We start from the raw sequence: 18,948 nt of genomic DNA on the forward strand, positions 1-18,948 counted from the left end.
TCTAGAATCTAAAGTACAAATTTTCTATAAATTAAGCGGAACTAAATCGTTTTTAGCAAATCTTTAAGTGAGCTTAAAATCTCTGTCTTTCCGCTCAACCTATCTTGCTGTGATTCTTGTACGCTGACCACAAAACAAGCGATTCCAGCGGCCGTAGCCGAGGCAAATCCGGTCGACGTATCTTCGACAGCCACGATTGAATCTTTCGGCAAATTAAGTTTATGGATCGCTTTTAGATAAGGCTCTGGATCAGGTTTTGGAGATTCAACATCTTCTCTGGTCACAAAAAAATCAAAATAACCAAGTAGTTGATGATGGCCAAGAACCGTATCTACGGTACTTTTATAACTCGATGTGACAAGCCCGATTTGCTTACCTTCATTTTTCAAAAATTGTAAAATCTCTTTCGCAAAAGGCATCAGCTGAATCGTCTTCATATCCGCGTCTGCATAACTTTTACGAGTCTCCGCCCACAGAAAATCTCGATTGACGTCCACATACCAACGGTCTTTTAACATCGAAATATTATGGTCCAATGTGTGTCCCGCAAAAATGTTTAACCAATCTTTGAAATCAATTTCAATAGCAAATTCTCTTTTAAGAATCGGTGACCAGCTAGAAAAATAAAAAAGTTCTGAATCAATCAATGTTCCATCTAGATCAAAAAGAACAGCTTTGGTTGTCGACATATGTTTAATTTTAGCACGAAACTAAGCATTATTTTGGCGAGAAAATCCATCCTGTTTATTTTGGTTATATTTGTTAATAAATTTTATTGTTATGAAAATAATTGCCGTTGGCAGAAACTATATCGATCACGCGAAAGAACTAAACAATCCTGTACCCGAAAAACCTGTTATTTTTATGAAACCGGATACAGCTTTGTTGAAAGAAAACAAAGATTTTTACTACCCAGAATTTTCAAAAGATATCCATTATGAAGTAGAAGTTGTTATTCGCATTTGTAAAGAAGGCAAACATGTTGCTAAAAAATTTGCGTCAAATTATTATGATGCCATTGGTTTAGGAATCGATTTTACAGCAAGAGATATTCAACAACAGCATAAAGAAAAAGGCCTGCCTTGGGAATTGGCAAAAGCGTTCGACCATTCCGCAGTGTGCAGCGAATTATTCCCGAAAGAAAATTTTTCAGATATTAATAACCTACCTTTTTCTTTAAAGAAAAATCAAGAAGTTGTCCAAGAAGGCAATACAGGATCTTTGATATTTGATTATGACACGTTGATTAGTTTTATCAGTTCGTACATTACCTTAAGAAAAGGGGACCTAATCTATACGGGAACGCCGGCAGGTGTTGGGTCAATAACCATAGGTGATAAATTTGAAGGTTTTTTAGAAAACAAAAACGTTTTCACTTGCATTATTAAGTAATGAAGAAAATTATTTTTTTATCCGTTTTGGCTTTAAGCGCTATAGTAGAAGTCAAAGCTCAAAACAATAACATCATCACCAATCGGAATTACCCACAAACTTACTTCCGAAATCCGCTGAATATCAAACCTGATGCCTCGGGAACTTTTGGCGAATTGCGTTCGACACATTTTCATGCTGGTGATGATTATCGTACTCAACAAAAAATTGGACTTCCATTGCATGCGGCTGCCGATGGTTTTGTTTCTAGAGTCCGCGTTCAAATTGGCGGTGGTGGAAATTCCGTGTACATCGATCATCCGAATGGATTTACAACGGTTTATCTGCATATGGACAAATTTAATGACGAGCTCACAAACATTGTAAAAGCCGAACAATATAAGCAAGAACGTTTTGATGTAGATTTGATGTTGACAGCTCCGCAAGTTAAGTTGACAAAAGGCCAATACATTGGAAATGCAGGAAATACAGGCGCTTCTGGAGGTCCGCATCTTCATTTTGAAATTCGTGACACCAAAACGCAAAGGCCTCTGAATACACAGCTTTTTGGGTTGCACTTCGAAGATACCGTAAATCCAACCATACAGGGTCTGACGGTATACGACTTACATGACTCCATCTTTAATGAAGGTACTCCACGCAGAAACCAGACTTTAAAATTTATCCGTTCAGGAATGTATTCGCTATCGAGCGCAAGCCCAATCTCAGTCAACGGAAAATTTGGATTAGGCATTAATGCTGTGGATAAACATTCCATTTCGGGGTTCACAAATGGTGTATATTCTATCGAGCTTTTCCTTGACGGAAATGTTGTTTCAACAGTTTTGTTCGAGGAACTAGATTTCAATACTGGCCGGTCTATACATTCTTATATTGACTACCCGCATTTTAAAAAAACAAAAGGAAAAATTCAGAAAAGTTTTAAGGATCCAAATAATCCAACCAATATTTTTCATGCTTTGCAAGAGAACGGCGTTATTGAATTGAAGGATAGCGAAGTGCATGATGTAAAATACGTGGTGAAGGACGTTCATGGGAACTGCAGTGAGTTAAATTTCAAAGTGCAAAACAATGTATCTTACAAGCCTAAAGCTAATCCGTTGACGGGTGTAAAGTTATTTGAATACCAAAAAGAAAACAATTTTTCAAACGATAACATCAAGATTGAGATGCCTAAAAATGTGCTCTACGACCATGTCGATTTTCACTATTATGAATCGCCAAAAACGGCAAATAGCTATTCATCGATCCACAAAGTGCATAACAACTTGACCGCATTATTCAGCACGTATAACTTGAGTATCCGTCCAACCCATTTGCCTTCACATCTTCAAAGCAAAGCGTTAATTGCCTCCATAGAAAATGGAGCTGAAGGAGGAAAATTTGAGAATGGCTGGGTGACTGTCAATACGAGAAATTTTGGGAGTTTTTATGTAGCCGTTGATAGCATCGCTCCGTCCATAACATCAAGAAATCTGACGAATGGAAAGAATGTTGCTGCGCAATCCAAAATTGATTTTACGATTTCGGATAATTTCTCTGGAATTCAATCATTTTATGGATACATCGATGGGAAATGGGTTTTAATGGAATATGACCCTAAAAACCGGCATGTTTGGCATCGATTTGAATCGTCCTTAGCCAAAGGCGAACATACGTTCAAATTAATTGTGAAGGATTGGAAAGACAATGAAAAGGTTTTTGAAGCAAAATTTATTAGATAAATAATATGGCAGAACTGCAAATTGGAGATCAAGCTCCAGAAATAAAAGCAAAGAATCAGTCTGGAGATACAATCAAACTTTCAGACTTAAAAGGAAAAAAAGTTATTTTGTATTTCTATCCAAAAGACAACACGCCTGGCTGCACAACAGAAGCATGTAATTTCAGAGATAATTATCAATCTTTATTAAATGATGGGTTTGAGGTTTTAGGCGTGAGCATTGATTCAGAACAATCACATCAGAAGTTTATATCGAAATTCGAACTACCTTTTAATCTTTTAGCAGATGAAGATCAGAAAATCGTTCAGGATTACGGTGTTTGGGTTGAGAAAAACATGTATGGCAAAAAATACATGGGAACTGCGCGCACAACATTCGTCATTGACGAGAAAGGAAAAATCCAGCATATTCTGAAAAAAGTAGACAACAAAAACGCAACTCAACAAATTCGTGACTTGTTAGCCAAATAAGTCCTAATAATAATTTATATTTGCCCGTTATGAGCAAGCAGACAGACGATTTCTTTAAAAATATTGTATCACATGCCAAGGAATACGGCTTTGTATTTCCTTCCAGTGAAATTTACGACGGTTTAAGTGCCGTGTATGATTATGGTCAATTAGGTTCAGAATTAAAAAACAACCTAAAAACGTATTGGTGGAAAGCCATGGTGCAACTAAATGAAAACATTGTGGGCATTGATGCCGCTATTTTCATGCACCCAACAACTTGGAAAGCTTCCGGGCATGTTGACGGATTTAATGATCCTATGATTGATAATAAAGATTCGAAAAAACGTTACCGCGCTGATCAATTAATCGAAGATAAGATTACTCGTTATGAAAAAGACGGAAAAACAGAAAAAGCGACTAAACTTCAACAAGATTTAGACGATGCGTTAAGTACAGATGATCTTGCTCGATTAAAAGCAATAATTGAAGAACACGCAATTGTGTGCCCAATTTCGGGAACTAGCAATTGGACTGAAGTCCGCCAATTCAATTTGATGTTTGCAACGCAAATGGGCGCGATGGCTGATGGTGCTGAACAAGTCTACTTACGCCCAGAAACTGCACAAGGTATTTTTGTAAATTTCTTGAATGTACAAAAAACAGGAAGAATGAAAATTCCTTTTGGTATCGCTCAGATTGGAAAAGCATTCCGTAATGAAGTAATCGCGCGCCAGTTTATCATGCGCATGCGTGAATTCGAACAAATGGAATTGCAATTCTTTGTGCGTCCGGGAACAGAAATGGAATGGTATAATAAATGGAAAGAAACGCGTTTAAAATGGCATTTGGCATTGGGTTCAAATCCTGAAAAATACCGTTATCATGACCATGTTAAGCTTGCGCATTATGCGAATGCAGCAGTAGATATTGAGTATGATTTTCCTTTCGGGTTTAAAGAAGTTGAAGGAATTCACTCGAGAACGGATTTTGATTTAAAGCAGCATCAAGAATTTTCTAAAAAGAAACTTCAATATTTTGATCCCGAGATCAATCAGAACTACATCCCTTATGTTGTAGAAACATCGATTGGTTTGGATCGACTATTCTTAACTGTATTGGCCAATTCATTAGTTGAAGAGGATCTTTCGACAGAAGAAAAACAAGATTCAAGAACTGTGTTAAGATTCCATCCGGTAATTGCACCGGTAAAAGCTGCCGTTTTGCCATTGACCAAAAAAGATGGTCTTCCAGAAAAAGCCCGTGAAATTTCGGCAAAATTAAAGCTGGATTACAACATTCAATATGATGAGAAAGATGCTATCGGAAAACGTTACCGCCGTCAAGATGCGATCGGAACGCCATTTTGCATTACAGTTGATCATCAAACATTAGAAGACAATACGGTAACTATTCGCGAACGCGATAGCATGGAACAATACCGTGTCAATGCGGATGAGCTGACAAATAAAATTGGCGAGTTGGTCAGTTGGACTAACTTACTGAAACAATTAGTATAAACAAAAATGCCCGGCTTTCGTCCGGGCATTTTTGTTAGATTAATTTAACGAACCTTTTTTTCATTAAAGCTTTTGACTTCTTTGGCTATTTCATCCAACAGCTGTTTTTCGGTTGGTAAATATAAATTGTATTCGCTTGCAATAATTTGCCTTTGATTTTCTGGAAGACTGAATTTAACGACAGCATCATTTTTGTCAGCGCACAATAAAATACCAATTGTCGGATTTTCATCTGAAAGCTTTTCGATTCGATCATAATAATTGACATACATCTGCAATTGGCCAATATCTTGATGAGTCAATTTTGCAGTTTTAATTTCAATAATCACAAAGGACTTTAACAGCCGATTATAGAACACAATATCTACAAAAAAATCATCCCCTGCGATATGTATCCTTTTCTGTCTTGCGACGAAAGAAAATCCATTTCCTAACTCCAGCAAAAACTCTTGCAGATGATTAATAATCGCACTTTCCAAATCCTGCTCGTAATAAGACGATTCCCGTTTAATACCTAAAAATTCTAAGACCATTGGATCTTTGATTATCTCTCTTGGACTAGTGGGAATGGCTTCCTTTCTCGCTACTGCCAAAATGCTATCCTTATCATTGCTCAACAATAGACGTTCATACAGGTGACTATAAATTTGCCTTTCTAATTGCCTAACGGTCTAATTGTTTTTAATTGCTTCTGCACCGTAAAACTCCCGATGATCATCTGATTTCAGACTGATCAACAATTTATATTGGCTCCAACTCAATTGTGTCCACAGTGTAGACGCAATTGGAAATACACGATAAAACTGACGATACCAATTTATCTGACGAATTGAGAAACTTGTTCCAAACTCTGGCTGTAAACGCTCGGAAAGATATTTAACAAGATATGTTCCATATTCCGCGCGTTCTTTCCCATTCTGCTCTTCCTCAAAAATACGTTCGCCAATATGCCAATACATAAGCGTTCGTTGATGATCCACACTACGAATAGCATTTTGTTGCGCTTCAGCAATAATTGCTTTAATCTCTGCTATGATAGATTCAATATTTTTCATTGATTATCAATAAAGAAATTAACAGGATTACCCTGCAGATTAGAAATCAACAATTATCTCTTCATCCCAATCTTCATTTATTTCAACACTGAAATTTGCTTCCTGCGAAACATCACTTAGCAATTCACCTCTAAAAACTAGTTGCACATTATTTTTTATTGAACTGCTTACTGTAAATGTTCGTAATATTCCCGTGGCGGAATACACATCAACCGTATATGAAATGGGTTTTGTAGACGATAATAAGCCCATAAATTGATTAAACAAAAATTCCTTTGAAAGAGAAAAATCGGGTGAAATATCAATTTCGGTCTGATCTAGAATCGGATTGGTCATCGCTAAATTAAAAGGCGCATAGAAGAACGGCTCATGATTTTGACTGATAACAATGCGCTCTACGATGCTCAAATCTTCCGAATCTGTAAATTCAAACTTGATTTGGCTATACAGACGATTCAAAATTATATTTTGTGTGATATTTTGGTTAACGGTAATCGTATCTGACTGACCAAATAGCACTGCACTAAAGTTGGAGAAATAGTTGGAGAAATAATAATCCTCGTAGTGTGTATAAGTGCTTGGAAAAATCAGATTCGAATTTGATTGATTGCTTACAAAGGAAGTGTAGTATGTTCCTAAAGGCAAAGAAGCATTGATTTCTACAGTTTGATTTGTAAAATCCTCCTCTCCATTTGCAACTAATTCTCCGTTCATTGCATCAAAAATATAATATTGAAAGGTGTTATATAGGGTTGAGCCGCTTCCTACATCAGCAGTTCCTAGAAAATGTATATTATCCAGTCGCATTATACCTGTAGACTCATTGTAAGCAGAGGCTGTTCCACGCTGTCCAGCCAACAAATGGAATTTCAAATAAAAATCTTCTGTGAAATCCAATTGCAGCGTATCTATATTGTAAGAAAACGTGTTTTTTGCCTGCGACGTATTGGTATTGGAAAATTGATTTACCGCAGAAATCATTTTGAAGCTCGAACCGCCGTCATTAGAATAAGATAATTCAAAATCTTTAGGACCGGTTCCAGATGAACTGATATCAAACCCAATTCCGGACAGACTAAGCGCATCTTCTAAAGAGACTTTAACGATGACATCAACTGCTGATCTAATGGAGATGGCTTGTCCAGCTTCATAGGAATCATAGGCAAATCCGGTCGCATATTCATTTGGCACCTGACCACTGTTATAAGTAATCGAATATCCAGAATGGAGAGCAATATCCGGATTTAATGTTGATTGATTGAACGACCAATAATAAAGGTAGCCAATCTCTGTCTGGGTGGCTGTCGTCGCGGCCAATTTCTGGATAGAGCCACTGGAAGATAGATTAATTCCTAATGGATTAATACTACTTTCAAAATCTGATATTTTGAAAGTTACTGCGTAAAGATTTTCATTTAAATCATCTGGGGACGAACTATCTTTTTTACATGCTACGGCTAATAATAAGATGACTATACATGAAAATATACACTTTCTTTGTGTAAAATAATTTTTCATGATAAAATACTTTTGTTAATTTTTTGCTTATTAATAATACTTTGTTAATCGAAAGAAAAAATACATAAAAATTTGCAAACCAATTAGTTGAATATAAAAATAATCAATAAAAAAAGCAAATTATGATGAAAAAAAATCCAACATAATTTGCTTTTTTTAAAAACTCTATAAATTTTCTTTAGTGGAATAAGTCGAATTCTGCTACCGAAAATTTCGAATCATTTTCTAAAGTTTCTACAACTTCAAATCGTAGAAATTTGACTTCAACAGATTTTCCAAAAGAAATGTATTGTGCGGTAGGATTAGCCCTAATGTTAGAAAATTCGCCCGAAGCTAATTCGTTCCATTTTTTGCCATCTCTGCTTCCTGAAACTTTATATTTAGTAGGTGTTCCAGCCTTTGAACCGTCTTGTCTCGGCGTGAACGAAAGTGCCGAAATATTCTGTTCAGAATTTAGATTGATCGTAATCGACTTACTGTTTTTTAAGTCAACTGTTGCAAATGTTTTTGCATTGTTATCGAAAACTGATTTTGATTCACTTTTCAATTCAGGAATTGTGAACTTACTTTTATCCACTTGATTGCTTTCTTGCGCGTCAAAAGCAAATTCCTTTTCGTATTCTTTAAAAAATGAAATCTCGCTTAAAGCTGGAGCTACCGGAGCGAAAATCTTAATTCGATAGCTAAGCTCAGAACTTGGCTTGTTCAGTTTTATGATTCGGCTAGCACCAATACTTGTTGCTGAGGCTAAATATTCCCAATTCCCATTTTTATTTACTTCAATCTGAACGCTGTCAATGCGTTGTCCTAACTTGATATTTTCACGGATTCTAATCAGGTCAAATTCCCGCTTTTCCGGTAAAGTAATTTCTACAACTGAATTTTTCACATCATCATCAGTTGCCCAATAAGAATACCGATCGTCATCTAATAAGTGAGCGACATCAAACTTTTTATCGTTCCGATTTCTTGTATTCGATGCTTTTAGTGTGGCTCCATCAATTAAATTCTTTGAAAACGTGTTTGTTAGCTTCTCACCAAAAGCTTTCAAAGATTTCACATCATTTTGATGCAAAATACCTTGTGGCATTGGAGCCAATCCCAAATTCATTCCGCCCCCGCGACCCACGGACTTTAAATAAATTTCAAACAGCTCATCGGGTGTTTTTACTTTACTGTCCTGATCCGGATGATAGAACCAGCCCGGACGCTGAGGAACATCGCATTCTGCAGGAATCCAAAACTCGCCATTGCGATTTCCGGTCATTAGATTAGAATCATCAACCACACCTGGCAACGCTGCATTTCCGTTCAAGCCCTTTGGTGTGATGGTCGCCCAACTCGTTTCTGCTGCAAAGCCTTTTTCATTCCCTACCCAACGCATATCCGGGCCAACGTCAGAAAATATCATTGCATTAGGCTGAAGCTTTCTCACAATCGGCCAAGTCCGCTCTACCCATTCGTAGTAAGTCGTACGGTCGACAACTCTTTTCTCATTCAATCCTCCATAATATCCATCGCCTCCGTTTGCACCATCATGCCAAGAAGTAAATAATTCACCGTACTGGGTCATCAACTCTGTTAATTGCGCACGATAAGCATCCGCATATTCAGCTGTTCCATAACGCGTATCATTCCGATCCCAAGCTGATAAATAAACTCCAAATTTCAATCCAGCCTGGTGAGATGCCTCCATAAAATCTTTCACCATATCCCCTTTTCCATTTTCCCAAGGAGAACTCGCAACGCTGTATGAGGTCGTTTTTGTTGGCCATAAGCAGAAACCGTCATGGTGCTTTGCCACTGAAATCAATCCTTTGAAGTTTCCAGAAGCTGCCGCTTTAGCAATTTGATTAGCATCAAAATGAGATGGATTAAATAGTTTTGGATCGGCATCACCATACCCCCATTCCTTATTTTGAAATGTCGTAGGCGTGTAATGTATAAGCACATAGGTTTCCATTTCATGCCATTTCAACTGTCTTTCCGAAGGAAGCGCACCATAAGGTTTTGGTTCATCTTGAGCTTGCAAAAACATTGGCGATAAAGCCAAAAAACAAATATTTAGTAATTTTCTCATTTTCAAAATTAATTTATCAAGGTATTAATTTTTTTTAGTTATCCCAAAAGATATGGCATAGCAAAACTTTATTCATAAACAATTCAGTTATCGATTTTAGCTATATGATATTGATTTTAAAAATAGATTTATATAAGCTCAAACTATTATATTTGATTAAACGTTATATAACTAAAACTAATATAAGCCATGGACGAAAAGAAAAAAAACATTACGACTGCATCAGGAGCCCCGGTTGCATTTTATCAAGATTCTATGACTGCTGGTCCAAGAGGTCCTGTATTGCTTCAGGATTTCTTTCTACATGAAAAATTAGCACATTTCAACCGTGAGCGAATTCCAGAAAGAATCGTCCACGCGAAAGGTTCTGGTGCTTACGGAACATTTACGGTAACGCATGACATCACAAAATATACGAAAGCGAAATTTTTAAATGAAATCGGCAAACAGACCAGAATGTTCGCTCGCTTTTCGACTGTAGGTGGCGAAAAAGGCTCAGCAGACACCGAACGAGATCCTCGTGGATTTGCCTTAAAATTCTATACGGAAGATGGAAATTACGACTTAGTTGGAAATAACACGCCTGTATTCTTTATTAAAGATGCACGAAAATTTCCTGACTTCATTCATACTCAAAAACGAGATCCTTACACAAACTGCAAATCTCCGACCATGATGTGGGATTTTTGGTCTTTAAATCCAGAATCTCTTCATCAAGTGACTATTTTGATGTCCGATCGTGGAACGCCTTACAGTTACAGGCACATGCATGGTTTCGGAAGCCATACGTTTGCATTGATTAATGCACAAAATGAAAAGACATTTGTAAAATTTCATTTCCGCACGCAACAAGGGATTAAGAATTTTACAGATGCAGAAGCTGGTGAAATGAAAGGAAAAGATCCAGATCATGCACAACGCGACTTATACCAAGAAATTGATAAAGGAAATTTCCCTAAATGGACCTTGTATATCCAAACCATGACAGAGGAGCAAACAAAACAATTTCGCTGGAATCCTTTCGATGTGACCAAAGTTTGGTCTCAGAAAGAATATCCTTTGCAAGAAGTTGGTGTCATGGAATTGAATGAAAATCCAGATAATTTCTTTGCACATGTTGAGCAAGCGGCTTTCGCCCCAGCGCATGTGGTCGACGGAATTACATTCTCACCGGATAAAATGCTTCAAGGAAGAATATTATCGTATCCAGACGCACACCGTTATCGCTTGGGAGCGAATTTTGAACAAATCCCTGTCAACCGCTGTCCATTTATGGTAAATAATTACCAACGTGATGGCTACATGCGCACAGATGGAAATTATGGATCTGCACCAAATTATTTCCCAAATAGTTTCGACGAAAGTTTTGAAAACAAGGCTTATGCAGAACCTGCATTTGAACTGGATTCAATAGTTGCCGACCACTATGATCGTAATGCGAACGACGACGATCATTACACACAGCCAGGTGATTTGTATCGTCTGATGGAAGAAGAACAAAAACAGCACCTTGTAAGCAATATCGTTGGCGCCATGTCGGGGATTGAAGGTCCGAAACGGGACGAAATCATCCTAAGACAATTATGCCATTGGTTTAGAGCAGATATGAACTTGGGAATGGGCGTTGCAAAAGGATTGGGATTTTCAATGGACAAAATGGCTGAATACATGCCAAAATCATAATTTTATTTAATAATAATTGAAAGACGCTTAAAAATAAGCGTCTTTTTTTGTGCCAAAATCATTTTGATAGAAAATTACACTATACAATTCATTAAATTTGCACATCATGAAAGAAGAGCAAAGTAAAATAATTCGACAACAAGCAGAACGATCTTCGAAAAGAGAACATTCTGTTCCTTTATATCTAACTTCCAGTTTTATTTTCGATTCTGCTGAGCAGGGTCGAGCAATTTTTGCGGAAGAGGAAGAAGGGATGGTCTATTCTCGTTACGCAAATCCAAATACAAGTGAATTTATAGAAAAAGTTTGCATTTTGGAAAATGCCGAAGACGGTTTGGCGTTCTCTTCTGGAATGGCGGCGGTCTTTGCATCTTTTGCTGGCCTTCTTTCCAATGGAGACCACATCGTTTCTTCACGCGCAATTTTTGGTTCAACACATCAGCTTTTCACACAGTTATTTCCTCGCTGGGGAATCACACATACGTATGTAGATGCGATCAATCCTGAAGAATGGGAAAAAGCGATCCAGCCAAATACCAAAATTTTGTTTTTAGAATCTCCGTCAAACCCAGGTTTGGAATTGGTAGACTTGGAATTCTTGGCTAAGTTGAAAGAGAAGTTTCCCGATTTGATTTTGGTTATCGACAATTGCTTTGCAACACCATATCTTCAAAAACCACTGAACTATGGATTTGATTTGTCCATCCATTCGGCTACGAAATACATGGACGGCCAAGGTCGTGTTTTAGGAGGCGTAATTGTCGGAAAACAGACGCTGATCGACAAATTGATGTTTTTCATACGCCATACTGGCCCGGCGATGTCCGCATTTAATGCCTGGATTTTGTCAAAAAGCATCGATACTTTAGGCCTTCGAATGGATCGCCATTGTTCGAATGCACTGGCGCTAGCAGAAGCTTTGGAAAAGCATACTGAAATTGCTGATGTTAAATATCCTTTTCTTCCATCACACCCTCAATATGAATTAGCTAAAAAGCAGATGAAAGCTGGTGGTGGAATTGTAACTTTTGAAGTGAAAGGCGGCAAAGAACGAGCGTTTGAATTTTTAGATGCTTTGCAAATGATTTTATATACGTCAAATCTAGGCGACGAACGCAGCATTGCAACGCATCCTGGATCGACTACACATTCGAAACTTTCTGAAGAGGAAAGGATAAATCTAGGAATCAACCCCGGAACGATTCGCTTATCCGTCGGACTTGAAGACCAAAATGACATTATCAATGACATTTTGCAAGCATTAGAATCTTCTAAATAAAATTATGTTTACACAAAAGTAAGGCTCCAAAAATGGAGCCTTTTCTATGTTCAATGATTGTTTATTAAGATCTAAAAAATTCCAGCAGATCCGCATTCAGTTTTTCTGCATGCGAAACATTCAATCCGTGAGGTGCATCATCGTAAATAATGTATGTATTATTCGGAATTAATTTGGCAGCCTGATCGGCTGAAGTCGCAATAGGAACAGTCTGGTCTGCTTTCCCATGAACAATTAAAGTCGGAACTGTCACATTTTTACATTCCACTCTAAAATCAGTATGCATCCAAGCTTTTGCAGCTTCTAAAGTCGCTCTGGGAGAAGCATGCGATGCGACACTAAAATCAAAATCCAGCTGTTCTTGGCTTACATCCTTGCTTAAGGATTTAAAATTATAAAATCCTTTATGGAAATTTCCTAAAAAAGCGAAACGATCGGCTTTAATGGATTCAATGATTCCATCCAATGCTTCCTCAGGAACACCGTCTGGGTTGTCCTCTTTTTTCTTAACCAAAGGTATTATTGATGCTATTAAAGCTGCCTTGGAAATTTTCGAAGATCCGTAGTCTGTAAAATAACGAACTACCTCACCGCCTCCCATTGAAAATCCAACTAAGATCACGTTATCCAAGCCAAGATGTGAAATCAATTCGTGTAAATCACTAGCTAAAGAAGAATAATCATAACCATCCCAAGGTGCTGAAGAACCGCCAAATCCACGACGATCATAGGCGATGCAACGGTATCCTGCGTCAACAATTGCCGAAATTTGATTTTCCCAAGATTTATGGCTCAAGGGCCAGCCATGTATCAAAATGACCGGTTGCCCCTTTCCATAATCAACATAATTGATGGAAACTTGATTGTTTTTGCTGTTAGTAAGTATAGGCATGTTTACTTTGTTTATGTTTCTAAAATGAACAATACAAATCTAAAATAGTTTTTAAATAAAAAAAGCGGCAAATAAATTTACCGCTTTTAGAATCTTTGTTGCTAGAATTATTGCATTGATGCCGTTAATTCTGTTGTTAATTGTTGTTGCCACTCAGCCCATTTCTGAGCATCTTCTGGAGTCATTTTTGCGGCCGCTTCTTGTGCTTTAGTAGCCCATTCAGTATTTTTTGCTGCCAATTCTTGTAGTAAAGTAGCATCTTTAGCTTTATATGCATCGATATATGAATGCATAAATGTGTTGTATTCATTCGCTAAAGTTTGTACCTCTGGACTCGAGAATGTCGGAACAGCAACATGTGAATGAGTTTCAGCAGGTGCCGGAGCCGTTTGATTTTCAACAACAACTACTGTAGTGTCTTTGTTATCTTCTGCTTTTTTCTCGCTATTACAAGCAACAAATAAGAAAGATACAACTCCTAAGCCTAAAATTAATTTTTTCATTTCTTTAGTTATTAAATAATATTTAAGTGTTAATTAAATTAAAAGTATTGATATTTTTTAAACATCTATTAATCAGCGGAAAAATTTTAAACATTAATTTTTTGTTAACAGTTATTCTCGCTTTATGCCTTTAAAAACTGTATTTTTTGCCTTTTTGTTTTTAAAATAAAAACAAAATTCTTTCGGATTGTAACAAAAACCTCGACATTAATGGAGATTCGCGGTAATTAGTTGAGGTCATTTTAATTATTTCTTGTTGTCACAATGCTTTATTAATTTTAATGGCTAATATTACAATTCGCAAAAAACTGTTGCCATAATAAAATGAAAAAGCCAATACTCGTATTAAAAATTGGATCTGCTGCAATAACAACAAAAGATGGAGAGATCGATGAACAGATTGTATTAGAAATAGCAAGACAAACCGCTCAAGTTCAAAAGAAATACAACATTGTCATCGTTTCCTCGGGCGCGGTAGCTGCAGGTAAAAAATACCTAACTACGTATTCTGGAACCTTATCGGAGAGAAAAGCCGCCGCTGCGATCGGAAATCCGCTATTGGTCAGGACGTATGCTACTTATTTTAAACCTTTTAAGATAGCATTGGCGCAGAGTTTATGTGAGCGTCAGCACTTTGCAAATCGCGATCAGTTTTTGCAGTTAAAAAATACCTACGAGGAACTGTGGAAAAATAACATCATTCCAATCGCCAATGAAAATGATGTAGTCAGTAATAAGGAATTAAAGTTTTCGGACAATGATGAGTTGGCAACCTTAATTGCAACTGGATTCGGGGCTGAACTGCTGTTATTTAGCACCTCCGTGCCTGGCGTTCTGGATGAAAAAGGGAATGTAATTTCCGAAATAAAAGTAATTGACAAACAGGCATTGGCCTTAGCCAAAAAAGAAAAATCTGCTGTTGGTTTAGGAGGAATGACTTCCAAACTAAATTTTGCTCGATTGGCTAATCAAATGGGTATTGAAGTCGTAATCTTTAGTATGAATACCGAAGACGGGTTCCTTAAGGCCATAAAAGGAGAAACAGGAACTCGTTGCCATGCACAAGGAAAAAAACTCTCTTCACGTAACAAATGGTTGGCAAGCGGCAGCCTGATTGCAGGATTAGTTATCGTCGATGAGGGTGCGATCGAGGCTTTGAAAAATAGAAAGAGCCTATTAGCTGTGGGAATCAAATCCGTTCCTCAAGATTTTGAGGCTGGAGAAGTTTTCCAGATTGCTGATCAAGACGGTTTAGTGTATGCTGTCGCAAAAGCAAAAATCGACTCGAATAGCCTAAATTCCTCGGATCTTAAAAAAAATATAGCGTTGGCACATGCGAATGACATTGTGCTTTTATAATCAAAAAAAAATGAAAACCATACAAAACCAACTGATTGCAGCAAAATCCGCTTTGAAATCCATCGCAAAAGCAAATAAATTTGATGTTTTGCATGGCATAGCCAATTCATTGCTGAATAATTCAGAAGCAATTGAAAAGGCTAATCAACTGGATTTGGAAGCGATGGATAAAAATGATCCAAAATACGATCGCTTAATCTTAAATGGACAGCGCATTCGCGATTTGGCGAAAAGCGTACAGCACCTAGCAAATTTAGAAGATCCGACCAACAAAATTCTTTCCTCAAAAAAACTGAACAATGGACTACTGATTGAGAAAAAGACGGTTGCTTTGGGAGTGGTTGCCGTTATTTACGAATCAAGGCCAAATGTAACCGTTGATGTCGCGGCAATATGTCTACAGTCAGGAAACGTTTGTGTGCTCCGTGGCGGAACAGATGCCTGGCATAGCAACACGATTTTAGTCAATCTGATTCAAAAAGTTCTTGAAGATCAAGGATTAGACCCGAACTGTGTGCAGTTGCTTCCTACGGACCGAGAATTGGTAGAAGAATTGCTGACGGCAACTAAATATGTCGACATTATAATTCCGAGAGGGTCTCAAAGTTTAATCAATTTTGTGAGGGAACATGCGAAAGTTCCTGTGATAGAAACCGGAGCTGGCGTTTGCCATACTTACGTAGAAGAAACGGCAGATTTGGACAAAGCTGCAAAGATTGTTGCGAATGCTAAGATTTCTAGGCCTTCGGTCTGCAATGCACTAGATACCGTTTTATTGGATAAGTCTATAGCGCAGGATTTCCTTTCAAAACTCAAACCTTATTTTGAAGAACATCAAGTAGAAATATTTGCGGATGAATCGTCCTATGCTTATTTAAATCAGGCGAACTATCCTTACTTACAGCATGCGCAAGAGGAAGATTTCGGAAGAGAGTTTTTAGATTTTAAATGTTCTATTGCGATTGTGGATTCGACCGACGATGCTTTGGCACATATTGCGAACTACTCTTCAAAACATTCTGAATGCATTGTCTCAACTGACGAAACAAAAATTGTTCAGTTTATGAACGAAGTGGACGCAGCTGCTGTCTATGCAAATGCTTCAACGCGATTCACCGATGGAGGAGAATTTGGCTTAGGAGCAGAAATCGGCATATCCACTCAAAAATTGCACGCAAGAGGACCATTTGCTTTGGAAAAGTTGGTGACCGAAAAATGGTTTGTGACAGGCGATGGACAAATACGCTAACCTATTTAGGATGCTGCGCAATGATAATTAAACGAAAATAAAAACTTAACAATGGGAATCAGATTTGAAAAAGATACGATCTTAAATTGGATCAACGAAATGGGAAAATTCCTTCGCTTGCTTGTCGATAAATGGGAATCTTTTGATGAATCGACAGAGTCGGTTGAAGTTCATCAAGGGTATAAAGATTTTTTCAATACGGAAAGACAGACTTTCTTAACATTTGATAGCGATGAATTAACGGATTACATTGTGCAGCATTTCCAGATTGAACAAATTCGGCCTTTGGCATTATTATTTATGTATGATGGATTGTTAAGTTCTGATAAGAGCGAGCAACAGAATCTATTGCTAAAGGCAAAATTCCTACTGGAATATGTTGCCAAAGAAACTGGAAATTTTTCTTTTGAAGATTTCGGGCATTTAAAAACAATTGGCGACCATTTAGAGTAAGGCCGCCATTGTTCATCGATGTTTAGTTTTATCTTAATATCTCTCTTGCAATCACGAGACGCTGTATCTCTGAAGTTCCTTCATAGATTTGGGTAATTTTTGCATCACGCATCAAGCGCTCAACATGGTATTCTTTCACGTAACCATAACCACCATGAATCTGAACTGCTTCAACCGTATGCTTCATTGCAACTTCAGAAGCATGGAGTTTAGCCATAGCAGCCTCTTTTCCATAAGGCAAACCCTGATCCTTTTTCCAAGCAGCTTTGTACGTCAATAAGCGAGCCGCTTCAATTTCCACTTCCATATCTGCCAATTTGAACTGTATGGCTTGATGCTCACTTATTGGCTTCCCAAACGTCTTGCGCTCCTTGCTATAAGCCAATGCCAAATCATATGCGCCTGCCGCAATTCCTAAAGCTTGGGCAGCGATTCCAATACGTCCGCCATCTAGTGTTTTCATTGCGAACTTAAATCCGAATCCCTCTTCTCCTATCCGGTTCGCTTTGGGAACCTTCGTGTCCGAAAACATCAACGAATGTGTATCCGAACTTCGAATTCCTAGTTTATTTTCTTTAGGACCAATTGTAAATCCGTCCATTCCTTTTTCAACAATAAGCACATTGATACCACGATGTCCCTTTTCTACATCCGTTTGGGCAATGATCAGATAAATGTCCGAATTGCCACCGTTTGTAATCCAATTCTTTGTCCCGTTGAGTAGGTAGTAATCACCCATGTCAATCGCTGTCGTATGCTGTGAAGTTGCATCAGAACCCGCCTCAGGTTCAGATAAGGCAAATGCACCCAACTTTTCGCCAGAAGCTAGTGGTTTTAAATATTTCTGTTTCTGCTCCTCGGTCCCGAAGGCATTCAAACCATAACAGACCAACGAGTTATGCGCTGACATTATTACCGCCGTGGAAGCGTCAATTTTTGCAATTTCTTCCAATACCAGAACATAAGCCAATGCATCCATTCCGGCACCACCATATTCTTCTGGGACCATCATTCCCATAAAACCCAATTCACCCATTTTTTTGACGAAGTCAAATGGAAATTTTGCCAGTTCATCGCGTTCGATAACCCCAGGTTTCAATTCTTGAGCAAACTCTCGAGCTGCTTCACGAATCATGCGATGTTCTTCAGATAATTCAAAATGCATCATATACAAGTTGTTGGTTAGTCAAATATACAAATTTTTATTATGCTTGCATAGTATTTTTAATATGGAATTTTTACCTTAATTTCATGGTAAAATATTTATCCATGAGTTTTAGCAACCTACAATTAGAAATTAAGGATTTACCCCAATGGGAAGCCGTCCAATTTCAGCCCATTTCAAAAAGATATTTAACCGTCATTATTATCAATTATGTGATTGTTTGGTTTTTTATTCTTCTCGCTGCAGGGATCGTGATTTTCAACACGGAGGACATCTCTAAAACGAACGGATTGATTTTCGGAGTTTCTGTGACTGCGCTTTTTTTATTTTTCATCGTGATGAGTGTCTTGGCATTCAAAAAAAGAGGCTATGCAATCCGAGAAAAAGATGTGCTCTACAAAGCAGGATTATTGGGTTTTCACACAGTCATCATCCCTTACAAACACATTCAACACGTGAAGGTGAAAGAATCATTTATTTCTAGGATGTTCAAATTGGTGACTTTAGAAATGTATACTGCCGGAGCTGGACGAAACATGTTGATTCAAGGCTTGGAACGAGACGAAGCCGAACGCTTGCAACAATTTATTGTCAGCAAAATAACGGACGAATCAGAAGCCAATTAAT

Annotated in this window: 18 protein-coding genes; 10 read left to right on the forward strand and 8 right to left on the reverse strand. The window is 37.7% G+C overall.

Features of this window, described 5'->3' with window-relative positions; all coding sequences use genetic code 11:
- Window positions 1-41 precede the first annotated feature (41 nt).
- Entirely contained in the window at window positions 42-689 is a 648-nt protein-coding gene (locus tag C4F49_RS00825) for an HAD family hydrolase (RefSeq protein ID WP_196933934.1), read from the reverse strand.
- Window positions 690-780: 91 nt separating this feature from the next.
- Between C4F49_RS00825 and C4F49_RS00830 the strand changes: the two genes are divergently transcribed.
- From C4F49_RS00830 to C4F49_RS00845, 4 genes are read left to right on the forward strand one after another with little or no spacing between them, the layout of a single operon-like run.
- Window positions 781-1,392 carry a fumarylacetoacetate hydrolase family protein gene (locus C4F49_RS00830; protein ID WP_196933935.1) on the forward strand — a complete coding sequence of 204 codons (612 nt, stop codon included), beginning with the start codon at window positions 781-783 and terminating at the stop codon, window positions 1,390-1,392.
- Window positions 1,392-3,116 (forward strand): M23 family metallopeptidase, encoded by a 1,725-nt coding sequence (locus C4F49_RS00835; protein WP_196933936.1) that lies wholly within the window; start codon window positions 1,392-1,394, stop codon window positions 3,114-3,116. Before C4F49_RS00830 ends, C4F49_RS00835 begins: the two co-directional genes overlap by 1 nt.
- A 5-nt stretch (window positions 3,117-3,121) precedes the next feature.
- Window positions 3,122-3,586 (forward strand): thioredoxin-dependent thiol peroxidase, encoded by a 465-nt coding sequence (bcp, locus tag C4F49_RS00840; RefSeq protein WP_196933937.1) that lies wholly within the window; start codon window positions 3,122-3,124, stop codon window positions 3,584-3,586.
- A 29-nt stretch (window positions 3,587-3,615) separates the two neighbouring features.
- On the forward strand, window positions 3,616-5,085 hold the full coding sequence (locus C4F49_RS00845) for a glycine--tRNA ligase (protein ID WP_196933938.1): 1,470 nt from the start codon (window positions 3,616-3,618) through the stop codon (window positions 5,083-5,085).
- Between the two features lie 44 nt (window positions 5,086-5,129).
- Here C4F49_RS00845 and C4F49_RS17915 read toward each other — a convergent pair whose 3' ends face one another.
- The 4 genes from C4F49_RS17915 to C4F49_RS00860 form a co-directional block, all read right to left on the reverse strand.
- Window positions 5,130-5,702, reverse strand: coding sequence for a PDDEXK nuclease domain-containing protein (locus C4F49_RS17915; protein ID WP_231388163.1), 573 nt, complete (start codon window positions 5,700-5,702; stop codon window positions 5,130-5,132).
- A 54-nt stretch (window positions 5,703-5,756) separates the two neighbouring features.
- Window positions 5,757-6,140 (reverse strand): DUF1016 N-terminal domain-containing protein, encoded by a 384-nt coding sequence (locus C4F49_RS17920; RefSeq protein WP_231388164.1) that lies wholly within the window; start codon window positions 6,138-6,140, stop codon window positions 5,757-5,759.
- Window positions 6,141-6,179: 39 nt separating this feature from the next.
- Complete coding sequence (locus tag C4F49_RS00855) at window positions 6,180-7,658, reverse strand: hypothetical protein (protein ID WP_196933939.1); 1,479 nt, start codon at window positions 7,656-7,658, stop codon at window positions 6,180-6,182.
- Window positions 7,659-7,836: 178 nt separating this feature from the next.
- Complete coding sequence (locus C4F49_RS00860; protein WP_231388165.1) at window positions 7,837-9,738, reverse strand: alpha-L-fucosidase; 1,902 nt, start codon at window positions 9,736-9,738, stop codon at window positions 7,837-7,839.
- Between the two features lie 189 nt (window positions 9,739-9,927).
- On the opposite strand from C4F49_RS00860, the gene C4F49_RS00865 reads away from it, so the two are divergent.
- Together C4F49_RS00865 and C4F49_RS00870 are read left to right on the forward strand one after the other, a co-directional pair.
- Window positions 9,928-11,421 (forward strand): catalase, encoded by a 1,494-nt coding sequence (locus tag C4F49_RS00865; RefSeq protein WP_196933940.1) that lies wholly within the window; start codon window positions 9,928-9,930, stop codon window positions 11,419-11,421.
- 106 nt (window positions 11,422-11,527) lie between these two features.
- Complete coding sequence (locus C4F49_RS00870; protein WP_196933941.1) at window positions 11,528-12,700, forward strand: trans-sulfuration enzyme family protein; 1,173 nt, start codon at window positions 11,528-11,530, stop codon at window positions 12,698-12,700.
- A gap of 64 nt (window positions 12,701-12,764) precedes the next feature.
- Here C4F49_RS00870 and C4F49_RS00875 read toward each other — a convergent pair whose 3' ends face one another.
- Both C4F49_RS00875 and C4F49_RS00880 read right to left on the reverse strand, forming a co-directional pair.
- Window positions 12,765-13,592, reverse strand: coding sequence for an alpha/beta fold hydrolase (locus tag C4F49_RS00875; RefSeq protein ID WP_196933942.1), 828 nt, complete (start codon window positions 13,590-13,592; stop codon window positions 12,765-12,767).
- 107 nt (window positions 13,593-13,699) lie between these two features.
- Complete coding sequence (locus tag C4F49_RS00880; RefSeq protein WP_196933943.1) at window positions 13,700-14,095, reverse strand: hypothetical protein; 396 nt, start codon at window positions 14,093-14,095, stop codon at window positions 13,700-13,702.
- A gap of 324 nt (window positions 14,096-14,419) precedes the next feature.
- On the opposite strand from C4F49_RS00880, the gene proB reads away from it, so the two are divergent.
- The 3 genes from proB to C4F49_RS00895 are packed head-to-tail and all read left to right on the forward strand — an operon-like array spanning window position 14,420 to window position 17,156.
- Window positions 14,420-15,454, forward strand: a complete 1,035-nt coding sequence (proB, locus tag C4F49_RS00885) for a glutamate 5-kinase (RefSeq protein WP_196933944.1) — start codon at window positions 14,420-14,422, stop codon at window positions 15,452-15,454.
- A gap of 10 nt (window positions 15,455-15,464) precedes the next feature.
- The gene (locus C4F49_RS00890; RefSeq protein ID WP_196933945.1) at window positions 15,465-16,703 is read left to right on the forward strand and encodes a glutamate-5-semialdehyde dehydrogenase; all 1,239 of its coding nucleotides are present in this window, start codon (window positions 15,465-15,467) and stop codon (window positions 16,701-16,703) included.
- A gap of 51 nt (window positions 16,704-16,754) precedes the next feature.
- Window positions 16,755-17,156, forward strand: coding sequence for a hypothetical protein (locus tag C4F49_RS00895; RefSeq protein ID WP_196933946.1), 402 nt, complete (start codon window positions 16,755-16,757; stop codon window positions 17,154-17,156).
- Window positions 17,157-17,184: 28 nt separating this feature from the next.
- Here C4F49_RS00895 and C4F49_RS00900 read toward each other — a convergent pair whose 3' ends face one another.
- Window positions 17,185-18,321 (reverse strand): acyl-CoA dehydrogenase, encoded by a 1,137-nt coding sequence (locus tag C4F49_RS00900; RefSeq protein ID WP_196934389.1) that lies wholly within the window; start codon window positions 18,319-18,321, stop codon window positions 17,185-17,187.
- Between the two features lie 104 nt (window positions 18,322-18,425).
- Here C4F49_RS00900 and C4F49_RS00905 point away from each other — a divergent pair, with 104 nt between their 5' ends.
- Window positions 18,426-18,947 (forward strand): PH domain-containing protein, encoded by a 522-nt coding sequence (locus tag C4F49_RS00905; protein WP_196933947.1) that lies wholly within the window; start codon window positions 18,426-18,428, stop codon window positions 18,945-18,947.
- Window position 18,948: the final 1 nt, after the last annotated feature.

Origin of the sequence: Sphingobacterium hungaricum, assembly GCF_015210005.1 — a bacterium.
Taxonomy (GTDB): Bacteria; Bacteroidota; Bacteroidia; order Sphingobacteriales; family Sphingobacteriaceae; genus Sphingobacterium; species Sphingobacterium hungaricum.

What these genes read in the sequence shown, in the direction of transcription:
- C4F49_RS00880 (WP_196933943.1), bottom strand. Translation starts at nt 14,095, where the DNA reads ATGAAAAAATTAATTTTAGGCTTAGGAGTTGTATCTTTCTTATTTGTT.
- C4F49_RS00825 (WP_196933934.1), bottom strand. Translation starts at nt 689, where the DNA reads ATGTCGACAACCAAAGCTGTTCTTTTTGATCTAGATGGAACATTGATT.
- C4F49_RS00865 (WP_196933940.1), top strand. Translation starts at nt 9,928, where the DNA reads ATGGACGAAAAGAAAAAAAACATTACGACTGCATCAGGAGCCCCGGTT.
- bcp (WP_196933937.1), top strand. Translation starts at nt 3,122, where the DNA reads ATGGCAGAACTGCAAATTGGAGATCAAGCTCCAGAAATAAAAGCAAAG.
- C4F49_RS00845 (WP_196933938.1), top strand. Translation starts at nt 3,616, where the DNA reads ATGAGCAAGCAGACAGACGATTTCTTTAAAAATATTGTATCACATGCC.
- proB (WP_196933944.1), top strand. Translation starts at nt 14,420, where the DNA reads ATGAAAAAGCCAATACTCGTATTAAAAATTGGATCTGCTGCAATAACA.
- C4F49_RS00890 (WP_196933945.1), top strand. Translation starts at nt 15,465, where the DNA reads ATGAAAACCATACAAAACCAACTGATTGCAGCAAAATCCGCTTTGAAA.
- C4F49_RS00895 (WP_196933946.1), top strand. Translation starts at nt 16,755, where the DNA reads ATGGGAATCAGATTTGAAAAAGATACGATCTTAAATTGGATCAACGAA.
- C4F49_RS00835 (WP_196933936.1), top strand. Translation starts at nt 1,392, where the DNA reads ATGAAGAAAATTATTTTTTTATCCGTTTTGGCTTTAAGCGCTATAGTA.
- C4F49_RS17920 (WP_231388164.1), bottom strand. Translation starts at nt 6,140, where the DNA reads ATGAAAAATATTGAATCTATCATAGCAGAGATTAAAGCAATTATTGCT.
- C4F49_RS00900 (WP_196934389.1), bottom strand. Translation starts at nt 18,321, where the DNA reads ATGCATTTTGAATTATCTGAAGAACATCGCATGATTCGTGAAGCAGCT.
- C4F49_RS00905 (WP_196933947.1), top strand. Translation starts at nt 18,426, where the DNA reads ATGAGTTTTAGCAACCTACAATTAGAAATTAAGGATTTACCCCAATGG.
- C4F49_RS00875 (WP_196933942.1), bottom strand. Translation starts at nt 13,592, where the DNA reads ATGCCTATACTTACTAACAGCAAAAACAATCAAGTTTCCATCAATTAT.
- C4F49_RS00830 (WP_196933935.1), top strand. Translation starts at nt 781, where the DNA reads ATGAAAATAATTGCCGTTGGCAGAAACTATATCGATCACGCGAAAGAA.
- C4F49_RS00860 (WP_231388165.1), bottom strand. Translation starts at nt 9,738, where the DNA reads ATGAGAAAATTACTAAATATTTGTTTTTTGGCTTTATCGCCAATGTTT.
- C4F49_RS00870 (WP_196933941.1), top strand. Translation starts at nt 11,528, where the DNA reads ATGAAAGAAGAGCAAAGTAAAATAATTCGACAACAAGCAGAACGATCT.
- C4F49_RS00855 (WP_196933939.1), bottom strand. Translation starts at nt 7,658, where the DNA reads ATGAAAAATTATTTTACACAAAGAAAGTGTATATTTTCATGTATAGTC.